At 45.1% G+C, this 18,326-nt stretch carries 13 protein-coding genes; 10 read left to right on the forward strand and 3 right to left on the reverse strand.

Features of this window, described 5'->3' with window-relative positions; translation table 11 throughout:
- Positions 1-47: 47 nt before the first annotated feature.
- Positions 48-1,337, reverse strand: coding sequence for a citrate synthase (locus L9Q40_RS00395; protein WP_065299261.1), 1,290 nt, complete (start codon positions 1,335-1,337; stop codon positions 48-50).
- Between the two features lie 394 nt (positions 1,338-1,731).
- Here L9Q40_RS00395 and sdhC point away from each other — a divergent pair, with 394 nt between their 5' ends.
- The 8 genes from sdhC (at position 1,732) to sucD (ending at position 11,411) form a co-directional block, all read left to right on the forward strand.
- A complete protein-coding gene (gene sdhC, locus L9Q40_RS00400; RefSeq protein ID WP_014231146.1) occupies positions 1,732-2,124 on the forward strand; it encodes a succinate dehydrogenase cytochrome b556 subunit in 393 nt (130 codons plus the stop codon).
- A complete protein-coding gene (sdhD, locus tag L9Q40_RS00405) occupies positions 2,118-2,462 on the forward strand; it encodes a succinate dehydrogenase, hydrophobic membrane anchor protein (protein WP_014231147.1) in 345 nt (114 codons plus the stop codon). The genes sdhC and sdhD overlap by 7 nt, the downstream gene beginning before the upstream one ends.
- Complete coding sequence (sdhA, locus tag L9Q40_RS00410; protein WP_014231148.1) at positions 2,463-4,229, forward strand: succinate dehydrogenase flavoprotein subunit; 1,767 nt, start codon at positions 2,463-2,465, stop codon at positions 4,227-4,229.
- A gap of 14 nt (positions 4,230-4,243) precedes the next feature.
- Positions 4,244-4,954, forward strand: coding sequence for a succinate dehydrogenase iron-sulfur subunit (locus L9Q40_RS00415; RefSeq protein ID WP_014231149.1), 711 nt, complete (start codon positions 4,244-4,246; stop codon positions 4,952-4,954).
- A gap of 164 nt (positions 4,955-5,118) precedes the next feature.
- On the forward strand, positions 5,119-7,944 hold the full coding sequence (gene sucA, locus L9Q40_RS00420) for a 2-oxoglutarate dehydrogenase E1 component (protein WP_498791639.1): 2,826 nt from the start codon (positions 5,119-5,121) through the stop codon (positions 7,942-7,944).
- A 28-nt stretch (positions 7,945-7,972) separates the two neighbouring features.
- Positions 7,973-9,178, forward strand: coding sequence for a 2-oxoglutarate dehydrogenase complex dihydrolipoyllysine-residue succinyltransferase (gene odhB / locus L9Q40_RS00425; RefSeq protein WP_498791640.1), 1,206 nt, complete (start codon positions 7,973-7,975; stop codon positions 9,176-9,178).
- Between the two features lie 194 nt (positions 9,179-9,372).
- Positions 9,373-10,539, forward strand: coding sequence for an ADP-forming succinate--CoA ligase subunit beta (gene sucC, locus L9Q40_RS00430; protein WP_014231152.1), 1,167 nt, complete (start codon positions 9,373-9,375; stop codon positions 10,537-10,539).
- The gene (gene sucD, locus L9Q40_RS00435; RefSeq protein WP_014231153.1) at positions 10,539-11,411 is read left to right on the forward strand and encodes a succinate--CoA ligase subunit alpha; all 873 of its coding nucleotides are present in this window, start codon (positions 10,539-10,541) and stop codon (positions 11,409-11,411) included. The genes sucC and sucD overlap by 1 nt, the downstream gene beginning before the upstream one ends.
- A gap of 128 nt (positions 11,412-11,539) precedes the next feature.
- Here the strand turns inward: sucD and znuB are convergent, their stop codons facing one another.
- Both znuB and znuC read right to left on the reverse strand, forming a co-directional pair.
- On the reverse strand, positions 11,540-12,325 hold the full coding sequence (gene znuB, locus L9Q40_RS00440; protein WP_020336308.1) for a zinc ABC transporter permease subunit ZnuB: 786 nt from the start codon (positions 12,323-12,325) through the stop codon (positions 11,540-11,542).
- Positions 12,318-13,103 carry a zinc ABC transporter ATP-binding protein ZnuC gene (gene znuC / locus L9Q40_RS00445; RefSeq protein ID WP_498791641.1) on the reverse strand — a complete coding sequence of 262 codons (786 nt, stop codon included), beginning with the start codon at positions 13,101-13,103 and terminating at the stop codon, positions 12,318-12,320. The genes znuB and znuC overlap by 8 nt, the downstream gene beginning before the upstream one ends.
- A 78-nt stretch (positions 13,104-13,181) precedes the next feature.
- Here znuC and znuA point away from each other — a divergent pair, with 78 nt between their 5' ends.
- Together znuA and L9Q40_RS00455 are read left to right on the forward strand one after the other, a co-directional pair.
- Positions 13,182-14,063: a zinc ABC transporter substrate-binding protein ZnuA gene (gene znuA / locus L9Q40_RS00450; RefSeq protein ID WP_239949853.1), complete on the forward strand. Its 882-nt coding sequence runs from the start codon at positions 13,182-13,184 to the stop codon at positions 14,061-14,063.
- 201 nt (positions 14,064-14,264) lie between these two features.
- Complete coding sequence (locus L9Q40_RS00455; protein WP_498791642.1) at positions 14,265-17,633, forward strand: AraC family transcriptional regulator; 3,369 nt, start codon at positions 14,265-14,267, stop codon at positions 17,631-17,633.
- The last annotated feature ends 693 nt before the right edge of the window (positions 17,634-18,326 follow it).

Below are 18,326 nucleotides of genomic sequence, written 5' to 3' on the forward strand. Positions count from 1 at the left end.
GGTTGAGATTCATATCTCAACCCTTTTTTTCGCATTTCACTCAGTGATTATTCACGCTCATGAAGAGGCGAAAATTCACGTTGTGCCTCACCAGTGTATAGCTGACGAGGACGACCAATGCGGTTTAGCGGATCGCTGTGCATTTCGTTCCAGTGAGCAATCCAGCCAACGGTACGAGATAGAGCGAAGATAACCGTAAACATTGATACTGGAATACCGATCGCTTTAAGAATAATACCTGAGTAGAAATCTACGTTCGGGTACAGTTTCTTAGAAACGAAGTACTCATCAGAAAGAGCGATACGCTCAAGTTCCATCGCTACGTCTAATAGAGGATCTTGGATGTTTAGCTCTTTTAGAACTTCGTGACACGTTTCACGCATTACGGTTGCACGTGGATCGTAGTTCTTGTAAACACGGTGACCAAAGCCCATCAAACGGAATGGGTCATCTTTATCTTTCGCACGTTCTACGTACTCTGGAATGTTATCGACGCTGCCGATTTCTTCCAGCATCTTCAGACATGCTTCGTTAGCACCACCGTGCGCTGGGCCCCAAAGAGATGCAATGCCAGCGGCAATACATGCAAATGGGTTAGCGCCAGAAGAACCAGCAAGACGTACTGTTGATGTTGACGCGTTTTGTTCGTGATCCGCGTGAAGTGTAAAGATTTTATCCATAGCACGTGCAACGACAGGGTTCACTTCATACTCTTCACATGGGTTTGCAAACATCATGTGTAGGTAGTTTTCCGCGTAGTTTAAATCGTTGCGTGGGTAGATAAATGGCTGGCCGACAGAGTATTTGTAACACATTGCCGCCAGTGTAGGCATTTTCGAAATTAGACGGTACGCCGCAATTTCGCGGTGTTCGTCGTTATTAATATCGAGCGAATCGTGGTAGAAGGCTGCTAATGCACCGACTACGCCACACATTACCGCCATTGGGTGAGCATCACGTCGGAAGCCGTGGAAAAAGCTTGCGATTTGCTCATGTACCATAGTATGACGAGTAACGGTTTTCTTGAATTGCTCGTATTGGTCTCGGGTAGGGGCTTCACCATAAAGAAGGATGTAACATACTTCTAGGTAATCTGCGTTATTGGCTAATTGATCAATCGGGTAACCGCGGTGCAAAAGAATACCTTTGCCGCCATCGATATATGTGATTGATGATTCACAAGATGCAGTGGCAAGAAAACCAGGGTCAAAAGTAAAGTAACCATTAGCTCCTAGTTTACGAACATCAATTACAGGAGTACCTAAAGTACCTTCCATAATTGGCAGTTCGATTGGCGCTTTGCCTTCAACATGAAGGGTCGCTTTCTTATCCGCCATAACAATCTCCTTTGTTTATTATTTAATCCGTCCAGGATGTTTGTGTGCAATGTTTTTACTGTTGTTAAGGCGTAAAGTCAATTTTTCTACATCTTTGTGTGCACTTGTTATGATTTTTTCTTTGAAAATCGTTAAAAATCTGTTCTATGTAGCATAATTTGTTACACCAATTGTATTAGAATGTTGCTCGCCGTATATTGGCAAAGAAAATTTTAGTTAAATCCTTATAAATTCGGGGCTATAACAAAGTGTGAGGTTTGGTAATGGCTCCCGGTGTTAACAACTTGTTTACAATATTCTCGGTGATTATCGGTCGTATCTGTTAAATAAATGTTAACTTTTGTACATTTGGACGCTGAAATTGGTTATAACAATAAATGCTCAATGGAGCTGAGTGAGCAAGCCCGTGAAAGAAAGAAAGTCAAGACCTGTTAATTTAGATTTACAGACCATCCGCTTTCCTATCACAGCAATCGCATCCATCCTGCACCGTGTGTCCGGGGTAATCACGTTTGTTGCGGTAGGTATACTACTTTGGTTACTGTCCATTTCTCTGTCATCCCCAATGGGTTTTATGGAAGCCGCCGATATCGTCGATAGCTTCTTCGTAAAATTCATCCTATGGGGCATTTTAACTGCACTTGCATACCACATTGCTGGTGGTATCCGTCACCTGATGATGGATCTAGGCTACTTTGAAGAGCTAGATTCAGGCACGATGAGCGCGAAAGCTGCTTTTGGTGCGACTGCAGTATTGTCACTATTGGCGGGGATAATGGTATGGTAAAACACGTTTCTTCATTTGGTCGTAACGGTGTACACGATTTCCTACTGATTCGTGCTACTGCCATCATTATGACTCTATACACGATTTATCTGGTTAGCTTCTGTGCATTCTCAGATATCTCTTACGCATCTTGGACCCAATTCTTTGGTGGCACTTTCACCAAAGTATTCACCATGTTGGCTCTTGTTTCTGTACTGATTCACGCTTGGGTTGGTATGTGGCAAGTGTTCACCGACTATATTAAGTGCGCGAAACTTCGTGGCGCATTACAACTTGGTGTTATTGCCGTTCTATTCGGTTATGTCTTCTCTGGTCTATTTATTTTGTGGGGTGCGTAAGTGTCTATTCCAGTTCGTGAGTTTGACGCCGTAGTAATCGGCGCTGGTGGTGCAGGTATGCGCGCTGCACTACAAATTTCAGAGCAAGGCCTTTCATGTGCTTTGCTATCTAAAGTATTCCCAACTCGTTCTCATACAGTATCTGCGCAGGGTGGTATCACCGTTGCTCTAGGTAACTCGCATAAGGATGATTGGCAGTGGCACATGTACGATACCGTAAAAGGTTCTGACTACATTGGTGACCAAAACGCTATCGAATACATGTGTAAGAATGGTCCTGAGTCTGTTATCGAACTAGAAAAAATGGGTCTTCCATTCTCTCGTTTTGATAATGGTTCTATCTATCAGCGTCCATTTGGCGGTCAGTCAAAAGAGTTTGGTGGTGAGCAGGCTGCACGTACAGCAGCAGCGGCAGACCGTACAGGTCACGCGCTTCTTCATACGCTTTACCAACAAAACGTTAAGCACAAGACAACCATTTTTTCTGAGTGGTATGCACTAGACTTGGTGAAAAACCAAGATGGCGCGATCATGGGTTGTACAGCGATTTGTATGGAAACAGGCGAAATCTGTTACTTCAAATCAAAAGCAACCATTCTTGCTACTGGTGGTGCAGGTCGTATCTACGCTTCAACAACTAACGCACACATCAACACTGGTGATGGTGTTGGTATGGCTCTACGTGCGGGCGTTCCTATGCAAGACATGGAAATGTGGCAGTTCCACCCGACGGGTATCGCTGGCGCAGGTGTTCTTGTAACAGAAGGTTGTCGTGGTGAAGGTGGTTACCTTCTGAACAAAGACGGCGAACGTTTCATGGAACGTTACGCTCCAAACGCGAAAGACCTTGCGGGTCGTGACGTGGTTGCGCGTTCAATGATGATCGAAATCCGTGAAGGTCGTGGTTGCGATGGCCCATGGGGTCCACACATTAAACTGAAACTGGATCACCTTGGTAAAGAAGTGCTTGAGTCACGTCTACCTGGTATCTGTGAACTGTCTCGTACATTCGCGCACGTTGATCCAGTTAAAGAACCAATTCCTGTAATCCCAACCTGTCACTACATGATGGGTGGTGTTCCAACTCAGGTTTCTGGTCAAGCAATTAAACAGCTTGCTGATGGCAGCGAAGCGGAAGTTCAAGGTCTATTCGCTTGTGGTGAAATCGCTTCTGTATCGGTTCACGGTGCAAACCGTCTAGGTGGTAACTCACTACTAGACTTGGTGGTATTCGGCCGTGCGACAGGTCTTCACCTTGGTGAAACACTAGCAGCACAAGTTGAAGCTCGTCCTGCAACTGAATCAGACATCGAAGCTTCTCTGGCGCGTACTATGCGTTGGGAAAACAGCACTGGTGGCGAAGACCCAGTACAAATCCGTAAAGACCTGCAAAGCTGCATGCAAAACAGCTTCTCGGTATTCCGTGAAGGTGATGCGATGGCAACAGGTCTGGAAGAGCTTAAAGTTATCCGTGAACGTCTAAAAGATGCTCACCTAGCGGACAAGTCTTCAGAGTTCAACACTCAGCGTATTGAGTGTCTAGAGCTAGATAACTTGATGGAAACAGCGTTCTCAACAGCAGTTGCTGCGAACTACCGTACGGAAAGCCGCGGTGCGCACGCTCGTTTCGACTTCCCAGATCGTGATGACGAGAACTGGCTATGCCATTCAATCTACAACCCGGAAACTGAAGCGATGACTAAGCGTGATGTTAACATGACGCCAGTACACCGTGACGCGTTCCCGCCGAAAGTACGTACATACTAAGGGAGGATATGACTATGAAACTGAACTTCTCTTTGTACCGTTACAACCCAGATGTAGACACTAAGCCTTACATGAAAGACTACACACTTGATGTAGAAGAAGGCTCAGACATGATGGTTCTGGATGCGTTGATTCTGCTTAAAGAGCAAGATCCAAGTATCGCATTCCGTCGTTCATGCCGTGAAGGTGTTTGTGGCTCTGACGGCCTGAACATGAATGGTAAAAACGGTTTGGCATGTATAACACCGTTATCTGCACTACAAGGCGACAAGATCGTAATTCGTCCTCTACCAGGTCTACCTGTGGTACGTGATCTTATTGTTGACATGACGCAGTTCTATGATAACTATGCGAAAGTTAAGCCATTCTTAATCGATGATGGTGCATTACCGCCTTCGCGTGAGAATCTGCAGTCTCCAGATGACCGTGCACATCTAGACGGTTTGTACGAATGTATCATGTGTGCATGTTGTACAACGTCTTGTCCATCATTCTGGTGGAATCCGGACAAATTTATTGGTCCTGCAGGCCTTCTAGCGGCTTACCGCTGGTTAATTGATAGCCGTGATACTGCTACAGATGAACGTCTGTCAGATCTTGATGACGCATTTAGCGTTTTTCGTTGCCACGGCATCATGAATTGTGTAAGTGTTTGTCCTAAAGGACTTAACCCGACGAAAGCAATCGGCCATATTAAGTCGATGCTGGTAAATCGCTCGGTGTAATTTACTCGCAATGGATACAGTTGCAGTGTTGTGTAAAATAAATCACTTCACTGCAACTGCAAAACTCGAGTAGAAGAATATTAAAATTGCCGATTTTTTAAGTCGGCTATTTATAGCTCGGCGTAGACCGAAGCAAACGTGAAAACTACTGGTTAAGGGAAAATATGCACAACGGCGTGATGAAGGCATGGCTCGAGTCTTCACACTTGGCTGGCGCCAATGCAACGTATGTAGAGGAACTCTACGAACTGTATCTAAGTGATCCCGATCTGGTAAGTGAGGAGTGGAAACGTGTTTTTGACGGCTTGCCTAAGCCTTCAAAAGAAGTGGCAGAACAGCCGCATTCACGTGTCCGTGACTACTTCCGACGACTCGCTCAAGAAACAAAGCATTACAATGTCCAAGTTAGTGACCCAGATGTCGATGCAAAACAAGTAAAAGTTCTACAGCTAATCAACGCATACCGTTTCCGCGGGCACGAAGCTGCAGAATTAGATCCACTAGGTCTATGGCAACGTCCAACCGTTGCTGAGTTGGATCCAGCATTTCATAATCTTACCGAAGAAGATTTCGAAGAAACTTTCAACGTAGGTTCTTTTGCTATTGGGCAAGAAACCATGAAGTTGAGAGACATTTACGAAGCCCTCAATAAAACTTACTGCGGCTCCATCGGTGCTGAATACATGCACATGACTGACACAGAACAAAAGCGTTGGATTCAACAACGTCTGGAGTCTGTCTCAGGCCAGCCATCATTCAACAACGATGAAAAACGTACTTTCCTAGAAGAACTGACAGCAGCGGAAGGCCTTGAGCGCTACCTAGGCGCTAAGTTCCCAGGCGCAAAACGCTTTTCTCTAGAGGGTGGTGACGCGCTTATTCCAATGACCAAAGAGTTGATCCGTCATGCAGGTAACAGTGGCATGCGTGAAGTGGTTATTGGTATGGCTCACCGCGGTCGTTTGAACATGTTGGTGAACGTACTCGGTAAGAAACCACAAGATCTGTTTGATGAGTTCGCAGGCAAGCATGATGAAACGTGGGGAACGGGTGACGTTAAATACCACCAAGGTTTCTCTGCGGACTTCGCGACTCCGGGTGGCGATGTTCACTTAGCGCTGGCATTTAACCCATCGCACTTAGAAATCGTAAACCCAGTGGTTATCGGTTCTGTGCGCGCCCGTCAAGACCGTTTAGGTGACAAAGAAGGCAGTAAAGTTCTTCCTATCACTATTCATGGTGACTCAGCTGTTGCTGGTCAGGGCGTGGTTGCAGAAACATTCAACATGTCTCTGTCGCGCGGTTTCTGTGTTGGTGGTACGGTTCGCGTTGTTGTTAACAACCAAGTAGGTTTCACGACATCTAACCCACGTGATACTCGCTCGACCATGTACTGTACTGATATCGCTAAGATGGTACAGGCACCGATTTTCCACGTTAATGCTGATGATCCAGAAGCGGTTGCGTTTGTTACGCGTATCGCATTGGATTACCGTAACGAGTTTAAACGTGATGTAGTTATTGACTTGGTATGTTATCGCCGTCATGGCCACAACGAGGCAGATGAGCCAAATGCAACTCAGCCTTTGATGTACCAAAAGATCAAGAAACACCCAACACCACGTAAGCTTTACGCCGATGTTCTGATCGATAAAAACGAATCAGATATTGAAACTGCGACTCAGTTAGTCAACGAATATCGTGATGCGCTTGACCGCGGTGAAGTCGTGGTGAAAGAGTGGCGTCCAATGGCATTGCACTCTGTTGACTGGTCTCCATACCTTGGCCACGAGTGGGACATGCAATGGGATTCTCAATACGACAAACAACGTCTGGTTGAGCTTGGTACCCGTCTATGTCAGTACCCAGAAAGTCATAAGTTACAAAGTCGTGTAAACAAGCTTTACAACGACCGTTTGGCAATGATGACTGGTGAAAAAGCGATTGACTGGGGTATGGCAGAAACACTGGCTTACGCAACATTGGTTGACGATGGCAAGCGTATCCGTATTTCCGGTCAGGACTCAGGCCGTGGTACCTTTTTCCACCGTCACTCAGTTCTTCACAACCAAACGGATGCAAGTACGTACATTCCGTTAGCGAACGTTCATGATAAGCAAGGTCCTTTCCAGGTATTCGACTCTGTATTGTCAGAAGAAGCGGTGTTAGCGTTTGAATACGGTTACGCAACCGCAGAGCCAGGCGGCTTAACGATTTGGGAAGCACAGTTTGGTGATTTCGCTAACGGCGCTCAAGTGGTTATCGACCAATTTATCTCTTCTGGTGAACAGAAGTGGGCTCGTCTATGTGGCTTAACCATGCTTCTACCTCACGGTTATGAAGGTCAGGGTCCAGAGCACTCATCTGCGCGTCTAGAGCGTTACCTACAATTGTGTGCAGAGCAAAACATGCAGGTAGTTGTTCCTTCAACGCCAGCGCAGGTTTACCACATGATTCGACGTCAGGTTGTACGCCCAATGCGTCGACCACTGATTGTCATGTCTCCTAAATCATTGCTTCGTCATCCGCTTTGCACCTCTTCTATCGAAGACCTTGCGGAAGGGTCGTTCCAGGCAGCTATCCCAGAAGTGGATAACCTGGAAGCAAGCAAAGTGAAACGTGTTGTGTTCTGTTCTGGTAAGGTGTATTTCGACCTGTTAGAGCAACGCCGCAATAACGAACAAGAAGACATCGCAATTGTGCGTATTGAACAGCTTTACCCATTCCCAATGGAAGAAGTACAAGCCGCTATTGCTCAATACACTAACGTTGAAGACTTCGTGTGGTGTCAGGAAGAGCCTCAGAACCAAGGTGCTTGGTACTGTAGTCAACATAACTTCCGTGCCGCTATTCCTGCAGGTGCAGATCTTAAATACGCAGGTCGCCCAGCTTCTGCTTCGCCAGCAGTTGGCTACATGTCGGTGCACTTGAAACAGCAAAAAGCGTTGGTTGAAGACGCTCTGAACGTGAACTCAAAAACTTCGAATTAAGAACTAGAAGTTAAAGGAAGAAACAGATATGACAATTGAAATTCTGGTTCCAGATTTACCTGAATCAGTTGCAGATGCAACCGTTGCGACATGGCACAAACAACCAGGCGACGCTATTGAGCGTGATGAAGTACTGGTTGATATCGAAACAGATAAAGTAGTGTTAGAAGTGCCAGCTCCGGAAGCTGGTGTTTTAGAAGCTATTGTTGAATTAGAAGGTGCGACGGTACTTTCAAAACAGCTTCTGGCTAAAATCAAGCCGGGTGCAGTTGCTGGTGAACCAACAGCAGATACAACAGAAGGCACTCAAGCGTCTCCAGATAAGCGTCACAAAGCGGCACTTACTGAAGAGAGCAATGATGCGCTAAGTCCTGCAGTTCGTCGTCTTCTGGCTGAACACAACCTGGAAGCAGGTCAAGTGAAAGGCACTGGTGTTGGCGGTCGTATCACTCGTGAAGATATTGAAGCGCACCTAGCAAACGCAAAAGCTGCAACAAAAGCTGAAGCGCCAGCCGTTGAAGCTCCTGCTGCGGCACGTAGTGAAAAACGTGTACCGATGACTCGCCTACGTAAGACAGTTGCTAACCGTCTTCTAGAAGCGAAAAACAGCACAGCGATGCTAACGACGTTTAACGAAGTCAACATGAAACCAATCATGGATCTTCGTAAGCAGTACAAAGACCAGTTCGAAGAGCGTCACGGTACACGTCTAGGCTTCATGTCTTTCTACGTGAAAGCCGTAACTGAAGCACTAAAACGTTACCCAGAAGTAAACGCGTCTATCGATGGTGATGATATCGTTTACCACAACTACTTCGATATCAGCATGGCGGTATCTACGCCACGTGGTCTGGTAACTCCGGTACTTAAAGACTGTGACACGCTAGGTTTCGCTGATATCGAAAAAGGCATCAAAGAGCTGGCTATCAAAGGTCGTGACGGCAAATTAACCGTAGATGAGCTAATGGGCGGTAACTTCACTATCACTAATGGTGGTGTGTTCGGTTCACTAATGTCTACGCCTATCATCAATCCACCGCAATCGGCGATTCTTGGCATGCACAAAATCCAAGAGCGTCCAATGGCTGTGAACGGTAAGGTTGAAATCCTGCCAATGATGTACCTAGCGCTATCTTACGATCACCGTTTAATCGATGGTCGTGAGTCAGTTGGCTTCCTAGTAACCATTAAAGAGCTACTAGAAGATCCAGCACGTCTCCTATTAGACGTTTAATATCGCTAAAACGTCTAGTTGCCTTGTGTAGCTAGACGTTAAAAAATTCAATGGCTAGACTAGCTCGACGTCTGGCCTTCATCTGAATCACTGAGTGATTGATTTGAGAAGACCCTACAGACGTACAAGCAGCCAAGACTGCAGCGTTATGGAAATAATAAATCCCTTTGGGAAAAAACAAACGGAATATCGAAATGAATTTGCATGAATACCAAGCCAAACAGCTGTTTGCAGAATTCGGTTTACCTGTACCAGAAGGCTACGCGTGTGATACACCACAAGAAGCTTTTGAAGCAGCAGGCCGTATTAGTACAGCTAAGAAAGTCGTTAAGTGTCAGGTTCACGCTGGTGGCCGCGGTAAAGCGGGCGGCGTAGAGCTACACGATACAAAAGATGGCGTAAAAGAGTTTGCGCAAAAGTGGCTAGGTAAGAACCTAGTCACTTACCAAACAGATGCAAATGGTCAGCCTGTAACAAAAATCCTTGTTGAAGAAGCATCAAACATTGCTAACGAACTTTACCTAGGCGCGGTAGTTGACCGTGCTAGCCGTAAGATCGTTTTCATGGCTTCTACTGAAGGCGGTGTGGAAATCGAAAAAGTTGCGGAAGAAACTCCGGAACTGATCCACAAAGCAGCAATTGATCCACTAGTAGGCCCACAAGCTTACCAAGGTCGCGAGCTTGCGTTCAAACTTGGTCTTGAAGGTGACCAAATCAAACAATTCGTTAAGATCTTCATGGGTCTTGGCACGATGTTCGCTCAGTACGACCTGGCTCTACTAGAGATCAACCCGCTTGTTGTTACTGGTGAAGGCAACCTGCTATGTCTTGATGGCAAAATCAACATCGACTCAAACGCACTATACCGTCAGCCTAAACTTCGTGAAATGCACGATCCATCACAAGAAGATGAGCGTGAAGCGCACGCAGCTCAGTGGGAACTGAACTACGTAGCACTAGACGGTAACGTTGGCTGTATGGTTAACGGTGCTGGCCTTGCAATGGGTACGATGGATATCGTAAACCTACACGGCGGCAAACCTGCTAACTTCCTAGACGTAGGTGGCGGTGCTACTAAAGAACGTGTTGCAGAAGCATTCAAGATCATCCTATCTGATGACAACGTGAAAGCAGTACTAGTAAACATCTTCGGTGGTATCGTACGTTGTGACATGATCGCAGAAGGTATTATCGGTGCGGTTAAAGAGGTAGGTGTAAACGTACCAGTTGTTGTTCGTCTAGAAGGTACTAACGCAGACCTAGGTCGCGAAGTTCTTGCTAATTCTGATGTTGATATCATTGCTGCTGAGTCGCTAACAGATGCTGCTCAGAAAGTTGTTGCTGCTGCGGAGGCTAAATAATGTCTGTATTAATTAACAAAGACACTAAAGTAATCTGTCAGGGTTTCACTGGTGGTCAAGGTACTTTCCACTCAGAGCAAGCTATCGCATACGGTACGCAAATGGTTGGTGGTGTGTCTCCAGGTAAAGGCGGCCAAACTCACCTAGGTCTACCTGTATTCAACACAGTTCGCGAAGCAGTAGAAGCAACTGGCGCAACAGCGACAGTAATCTACGTACCAGCACCTTTCTGTAAAGATGCAATCCTAGAAGCGATTGACGCAGGTATCGAGCTAATCGTAACTATCACGGAAGGTATCCCTACAACAGATATGATCGACGTAAAAGTGAAGCTAGAAGAAACTGGCGTTCGCATGATCGGTCCTAACTGTCCGGGTGTTATCACTCCTGATGAGTGTAAGATCGGTATTATGCCTGGTCACATTCACAAGAAAGGTAAAGTGGGTATCGTATCTCGTTCTGGTACACTTACTTACGAAGCAGTTAAGCAAACGACAGACGAAGGCTTCGGTCAGTCTACGTGTGTTGGTATCGGTGGTGACCCAATCCCAGGTTCAAACTTCATCGATATCCTGAAACTGTTCCAAGAAGACCCAGAAACTGAAGCGATCGTAATGATCGGTGAAATCGGTGGTACAGCAGAAGAAGAAGCGGCAGCGTTCATCAAAGAGAACGTGACTAAGCCAGTTGTTTCTTACATCGCTGGTGTAACTGCGCCTCCAGGTAAGCGTATGGGTCACGCTGGTGCGATCATCTCTGGTGGTAAAGGTACTGCTGAAGACAAGTTCGCGGCACTAGAAGAAGCTGGCGTTAAGACAGTTAAATCTCTAGCAGAGATCGGTAAAGGTCTACGCGAAGTAACAGGCTGGTAATTTCCACCTTGTTAGAATACAAAAGCCTGGCAATTGCCAGGCTTTTTTGATCGTGGAGTTTGGTTAAGAATGAAAACAAGTAAAGCGAGTGAAACTTCGCAATAATCAAACTCAAACAGACAACATTCTTATGCTTTACGTTGGATGATTTGGCTTAGCATAAACAGCGAAGTTGCGCTTATCACAACGGAAGGGCCAGCTGGTGTGTCAAAGTGCCAGGACAGGCTTAACCCCATCAATACAGAAATCGAACCGATAATGGAGGCAAACAGCGCCATCTGTTCTGGTGTGGAAGACAGTTTTCGAGCCGTTGCCGCTGGGATAATAAGCAGTGATGTCATGATCAATGCACCGACAAACTTCATGCCTACCGCAATCACAACGCCTACCATCAACATCAGTACCAGACGTACAAGATCGGTATTCACGCCTTCCACTGCGGCAAGCTCTTCGCTGACCGTGCTCGATAGCAATGGGCGCCAGAAAATGTATAAACATGCACTAACGGCAACAACACCCGCATAAATAAATATCAAGTCCTGCAATGAAACAGCGAGCAAATCACCAAATAAGTAACTCATCAAGTCAACGCGCACGTTATCCAGAAAGCTAACCGATACTAAGCCTACTGATAGTGAGCTGTGAGCCAGAATACCGAGTAAGGTGTCAGTGGCGACCAATTGTTGCTTTTGCAGTGTTACCAGCAGTACGGCAAGAGCCAAACAGCACACGAGTAGAGCGAGGTAAATGTTCACATTTAGCAAAAAACCAAGCGCCAGACCCATTAGAGAGGCATGGGCTAGCGTGTCGCCAAAGTAGGCCATTTTACGCCAGACGACGAATGAGCCTAATGGCCCTGCGATAATTGCGATGCCAATACCGGCAAGAATAGAAGGGAGCAGAAACTCAATCATGGTGATGGTGTCCGTGGTTATGCTTGGCGCAAGATGATGCATCACCGGAAACCGGATCACCGGACAGATCGTGATGGTGATGATGGTCGTGATGATAAAAGGCTAGTGATTCTCTACCCGCATTGCCAAATAAGGCGATGTAAGATGGATCCTGGGTAATTGCCGCAGGAGAACCGGAGCAGCAAACGTGGTGATGCAAGCAAATCACATCATCAGTTTTAGCCATCACCAAATGCAGATCATGGGAAACCATAAAAATAGCGCAATCAAAGCGGTGACGAATGCTCTCTATTAGATCATACAGGTCGATTTGTCCCTGAATATCCACACCTTGAGCGGGTTCATCAAGAACAAGAAGCTCAGGACGCTGAAGCAAAGCTCGTGCGAGGAGGACACGCTGGTTTTCACCACCAGACAGACTGTGCATATTGCTGCTGATTAGGTGTTCAGCGCCGACAAGCCTCAGTGCATCAATGCACTCTTGCTTGCTGTATTTGCCTGCCAAATTTAAAAAGCGAGTGACATTTAATGGTAAAGAGTCATTGAGCTTTAACTTTTGTGGGACGTAACCAATTTTTAATTTCTTTTTTTTAGATAATTTCCCACTAGTTGGCTTCTGGAGCCCTAATATGACTTTTACTAGAGTTGATTTCCCAGCGCCGTTGGGGCCAATCAGGGTCGTTATTTTACCCTTGGTTAATTCCATGCTGATGTTGTCCAGAACTTTGCGCTCATCGAATTCGACGCATAAGTGTTCCAGATGGACTAATGAGGACATGAATGAAACTCGTTTGCAAATCAATAATGTTATAATGTAACATTATTGCACTTTCCACTCGATATCCCAAGTAAAACTATGAAAAGAGCTTTAATTCTTATTGCTTCGGCAATGCTAACGTTACCTGCGCAGGCGGTGACAGTGCTTACCAGTATAAAACCTATTCAATTGGTGGTGGCAGAGCTAACCCAAGGCGTGACGGAGCCAGAGGTATTGCTCCAGTCAAATACTTCCCCGCATGATTACGCTCTGCGTCCTTCAGACGTGAAGAAAGTTGCCTCAGCTGATCTGGTCATTTGGTATGGACATGACCTAGAGCCTTTTCTTGAGAAAGTCGTGGCAGGAAAAGCCAATACAATGACGATCAGTGATATCCCTAATTTATCATTACGTGAATTTGATAATGAGCACAACCATGATCACGACGGGCATAACCATGGCTCTTACGACCCGCATTTTTGGCTTGGTGTTGAACCAGTCAAACAAGTCGCTAACGCATTGGCGGAAAAGCTTATCGAGATTGACTCTACTAACGCGAATAAATATAGAGAAAACCTTTCTCACTTCGAAGCGCAATTAGCTGCAACGGATAGTGAAATTAAGCGCAAACTCGATACAGTAAAAGATAAAGGCTATTTTGTATTTCATGATGCTTATGGCTACTTTGAACAGCGCTATCAACTGAATCAACTTGGTGCCTTTACGGTCAGTCCAGACCGTAAGCCAGGTGCGAAAACATTGATTGAAATACGCAAAGCGCTCAGTTCTGGAGATGTTGCCTGTGTGTTCTCGGAACCACAATTTACCCCAGCAGTCGTTGAAAGCGTAATGCGTGGCAGTAATGTGGCTAAAGGTGAGCTAGATCCGTTAGGCAGCTCAGTTGAATCTAAACCGGGAAGTTACTTCACTTTTCTGTCAGGTATGGCAGATAGCTTCGAGCAGTGTTTAGGCAACAAATAGTTATAGGGTTGTTATTCTCTGTGGGAATTTTCTTTTTTTACGTGATCCAGTAGTAAGAATTGCAACCTTTGGTAAGGCGAGCCTTTTATCAACAGCCAATTGAGATATTATTATCCAATAATTAGCGACTCGAAATAACCATGTCGAGGAAGACATGAAATGTGACGAGTCGGCATAAATTTAGATATTAAAGGTTTCGTCTTGCTACGCTATCTGGCTCTATTACTCGTTGGAGCCGTTATTTCATGTCATGCATTTGCGTTTAATAAAGCCAATGCGATTTTTTACCCTTTGCCTACGCAGGTTAAGGGGACTTTTGTTGCGGCGGAAAATTTGTATTTAGGCGAGCAAGGCGGCCTTTGGATACACGACGTTCATGGACGTGTTTTATTCTATGATGGCCAGAATATACTTCCTAAATCAGGCAGTTTTTTGAAGAGCCCTGTCAAGCAACTTGCCTACAATAAAGGTGCGTTTTGGACTTTCGTTGAGAATGAAGTCTACCAAACCTATCCAAATCAAGAGCGGCGTTTGGTGTTCAGCCTTAACCCCGGCTCCCAAATCAGAAAGATCGGCGCTTCTAACCACTATATCTGGGTTAGTGATGGTGCACACTTTTATACTTACCATATAGAAACCAGTGAGTTAAAAACGTATTCATTACTCCATCTTTATCATCATAGTAACAACAGTTACGTCTATATTAATGATGCGATTTTTATAGAAAATAAATGGGCACTTGCCACGACTTCGGGCTTCTATCTGTCTGAAGGAAACGCCTTTGATCATGTCGCTGAATCTGGTCAGAACTACATTGAAAAAATCTACTACTCTCCTACACGACGAGAAATATTGGTTGGGACGCTTCGGGGAGCGTTGGTTTTCAATATCAATGAGCCGAATAAGCAAGTTACCCAAGTCGGCGGATCACATGTATTAACGTTTGCTGAGACCAACCAAGAGTATTGGGTTGGGACGGAGCACGGGTTGTACTTATATTCGTTTTTGACTGGGGAGGTGACGGAAGTTGAATCCTCGAGTTTCCTAGAGTTAGAGCTGGACAGTAATAAGATTTTCTCACTGTTGAGTGACAACATAGGGGGGATGTGGATAGCAACGGGACAGGGGATCCGTTACTACTCCATGTTCAGTAAAAAGTTTGAGCGAATTACCTTCAGTAGTTACGATTCACAAACACTATCGGGAAGAATCCGAAAAACAGTGACGGGACCTGATGGTGCCTTGTGGTTTGCAGATGATTACAAACTATACCGGAGAGGATTGCACGGAAACGAAATAATCCTCGAGTCTCACACTCCAATCAATGATCTCGTGTTTCAAGAAGGATTGCTTTGGCTCGCAACCTCGGAAGGGTTGAAAGTATTCGATCTTGATGGTTTAAAAGAGGTCTCTTTTCCTTACTTACAAGTAATGGCAGGACATGCGGTTGAACACCTTGCTGCTGATGATGCTTCACGTCTTTGGGTTGCAAGCGGTTATCAATTGTATAACGTTGATATCGCCAATCAACGGGTAAGGAACCTAGGCAGTGAATGGTTGGTTAGCCAGTACTTACCTGCAAAAATAACAAGCTTGTACGATACGCAAGATCGATTATTGATTGGTACTGATCACGGTGTTTATGAATATGACAATGAACAAATTCGCTTCAAGCGTTTCTCGGAAAAATTCGGTGAATCTCTAGATATTCTAACTGCCGCTGACGGAAACCTTTGGTTTGCTTCGTCTTATGGTTTATTTAAAACGGTTAATGTCGGTGATTCAGAGCAAGTTGTAGAGTTGAGCGTTTCTAATGCCAAACCTGCCTGCATGATCAGTGACGCTCAAGGTGTTTGGCTTGCTTCGTCTGTCGGGCTGAGCTACTACCATCTTTCTGGAGAGTTGGTAAAGCATTTCTCTTCTTCATCCGGTTTGATAAACAATGAGTTTCTGCCAGGAATATGTACTGTAATACAGGGAGATGAAGATCAGGATAGCGAGCTAGTGCTTGGCTCGAAGTATGGTCTGGTCAAAGCCAAAGCCTCAACTCTGAGGGTCTCCAACGCCCCTGAGTCCACGTTTATCGTTAGCCAGGTAGTGCATGAAAATGAAGTTATTCAGGTAGGAAGTGCCAACCTTGATGGCGTTGAGTTACCTTATGGCTCATCATTAAGCTTCCGCTTTGGCACCATGCCAAGGCCCGATAGCCAAAACTTGTATTATCGATTGAGTGATGGTGAGCCTTGGCAAACATTGGAAGGCGGACAACTTACCTTGGAACACCTTAATTCTGGCGAGTATCATCTTCAGGTAAGTAGCCAGTCTCAAGTTGCTGCGGGTCTGATTGGATTAGAGTCTCGCTTTAAGGTAAAGCAACCATGGTATTTATCTTCTCTGGCGATATTTGCTTTCCTAGCGGCCACGCTCATTATTATGGGTTTACTCACGTATTGGCGCTCTCGCTATATGGTGCAAGTCAATCGGGCGTTGGCCGCACAAGTTACTCTCAAAACCAATCAGCTCAGACACCAAAGCCGTGTACTGCTCGCCAGTAACCAACAACTTCGCAAGCAGATCCAAGTGAGAAACCTGTTGGTTGATCATGTTGCTCAATCAATCAAATCAAGCGTTGATCATCTTGCTTCTAAATATCCCCAGGCAATTGATGCGTTAACGCAAGATCATTTTGCTAAAGCCTATTGGCAATTAAATGAATTGAGAAGTGTTCCGGATGAATCTTGTGGCGGCAGCCAAAACTACAATTTGAGCCAAATAACCCAATCTGTAGTGGATGTATGGAAAGAAGACTTTTCGAAAGCGGGTATCCTGGTTGAGATTATTGACGAAAACAAATCGAGTAGAATCGCTCTGGAGAGCTTCAACTTAGACGTCATTTTTAACAGTATTTTTGCCAATATCATTAAGCGTTCATATCGCGGACAAACGGTCAAAATCATGCTGTCTGAAGGAAGTGAATCCGTATGGTTAAATTTTATAGATTACGGTAGCCAATTGACGAACAAGGTATCGTTAAGTCGGGTTTCAAATGGGAATGCTAACGATCTGGGAATAGACAGCATCTCACAATTAGTCAGCGAGAGTGGCGGTCATTTAGCGGTATTTACTTCCGAGTCGCAGAACAAAATTGAGATCACATGGCCAGTCGCTCAAGAGCTTAGTCATGTAGATGAGCCTTTATCAGAGTTTACGCCAGATAAAGAGCTTGAAGACTTAGTTAGCCCGGAAGATGAGTGGTTGCAAAAGGTTTACCAGCTTGTGGCTGAGCATTACCACGATGCTGAGTTCGGTACTGCATCAGCGGCAAAAATGTTATTTATGTCGGAACGCAGTTTGCAAAGGCGTTTCAAATCAGCCACGTCAAGAACGTTAAAAGATTATCTAACAGAAGTACGCTTAGAAACCGCCTGTGAGCAGCTACTCGCCGGAGAGAAAATCAGTGAAGTTGCATTTAATTGTGGTTTCAACGACCCGTCTTACTTTAGCCAGAAGTTCAGATTATATTTTGGCTTGCCTCCTTCGAAGTTTGCACTGACTCAAGAGAACCAATAAGTCACGTCATGCTACTTGTCGTTTTGGCTTCCGGTAGGTGTCTGAGTTAAGTGGGCGATATTTATCTCTCGGTTCTTTTCCGGCAAAAATTAAAGCTAATTTTTGCCACTCAGAACTGTCCCCATTTTTCTTTCTTAAGCTCAGCGCTTCTCCCTATCTAGTAATTCAACTCAATGTCTTAACTGCTTAGCATCATACCGTCGTCGTTGGATGGTGCTGTCTTAGAAAGAGACATCATTGTGTCATTACGCTTTCCAACGCTCACTTGGTTAGTGCCAGATCATTTAAGGTGCTGACATGTCTAAAGCTAACGTGTGTCTTTGTCTATTAGTGTAAAGCTATATCGATTAGGGAAGTAAATGTGTGGTTTGAGTAGTGGTTTAAAAGGGAGGGAACAATGAAAAAAATATCGTGGTATAGCCGGGGGGACTATACCACGGGTGTCAAGGACACCTTCGCTTGCTGCCGGAGTGGCATGAGACATGCCACCTCTGGAATACATTTGAGAGGTCGCCCTCTCGATGAGTTAACTATACGAGGGGTTACTTATTTTTCTTATAAAAATAACGACACATTAATGTGAAAAAAGCGACAATATTTGGGTGGTTAATTTAAGTTAATGATATATAAGAAATAATTATATTTTCAGCTTGGGTTTTTATCGTTTTGATAAAGATAAAAATTGCCAATAAA

It is taken from the genome of Allocatenococcus thiocycli, assembly GCF_921292965.1.
Lineage (GTDB): Bacteria > Pseudomonadota > Gammaproteobacteria > Enterobacterales > Vibrionaceae > Vibrio > Vibrio natriegens.

Bases quoted from the DNA above. Each gene is read 5' to 3' on its own strand.
- L9Q40_RS00395 (WP_065299261.1), bottom strand. From the start codon at position 1,337: ATGGCGGATAAGAAAGCGACCCTTCATGTTGAAGGCAAAGCGCCAATC.
- sdhD (WP_014231147.1), top strand. From the start codon at position 2,118: ATGGTAAAACACGTTTCTTCATTTGGTCGTAACGGTGTACACGATTTC.
- L9Q40_RS00415 (WP_014231149.1), top strand. From the start codon at position 4,244: ATGAAACTGAACTTCTCTTTGTACCGTTACAACCCAGATGTAGACACT.
- sucA (WP_498791639.1), top strand. From the start codon at position 5,119: ATGCACAACGGCGTGATGAAGGCATGGCTCGAGTCTTCACACTTGGCT.
- odhB (WP_498791640.1), top strand. From the start codon at position 7,973: ATGACAATTGAAATTCTGGTTCCAGATTTACCTGAATCAGTTGCAGAT.
- sucC (WP_014231152.1), top strand. From the start codon at position 9,373: ATGAATTTGCATGAATACCAAGCCAAACAGCTGTTTGCAGAATTCGGT.
- sucD (WP_014231153.1), top strand. From the start codon at position 10,539: ATGTCTGTATTAATTAACAAAGACACTAAAGTAATCTGTCAGGGTTTC.
- znuB (WP_020336308.1), bottom strand. From the start codon at position 12,325: ATGATTGAGTTTCTGCTCCCTTCTATTCTTGCCGGTATTGGCATCGCA.
- znuC (WP_498791641.1), bottom strand. From the start codon at position 13,103: ATGTCCTCATTAGTCCATCTGGAACACTTATGCGTCGAATTCGATGAG.
- znuA (WP_239949853.1), top strand. From the start codon at position 13,182: ATGAAAAGAGCTTTAATTCTTATTGCTTCGGCAATGCTAACGTTACCT.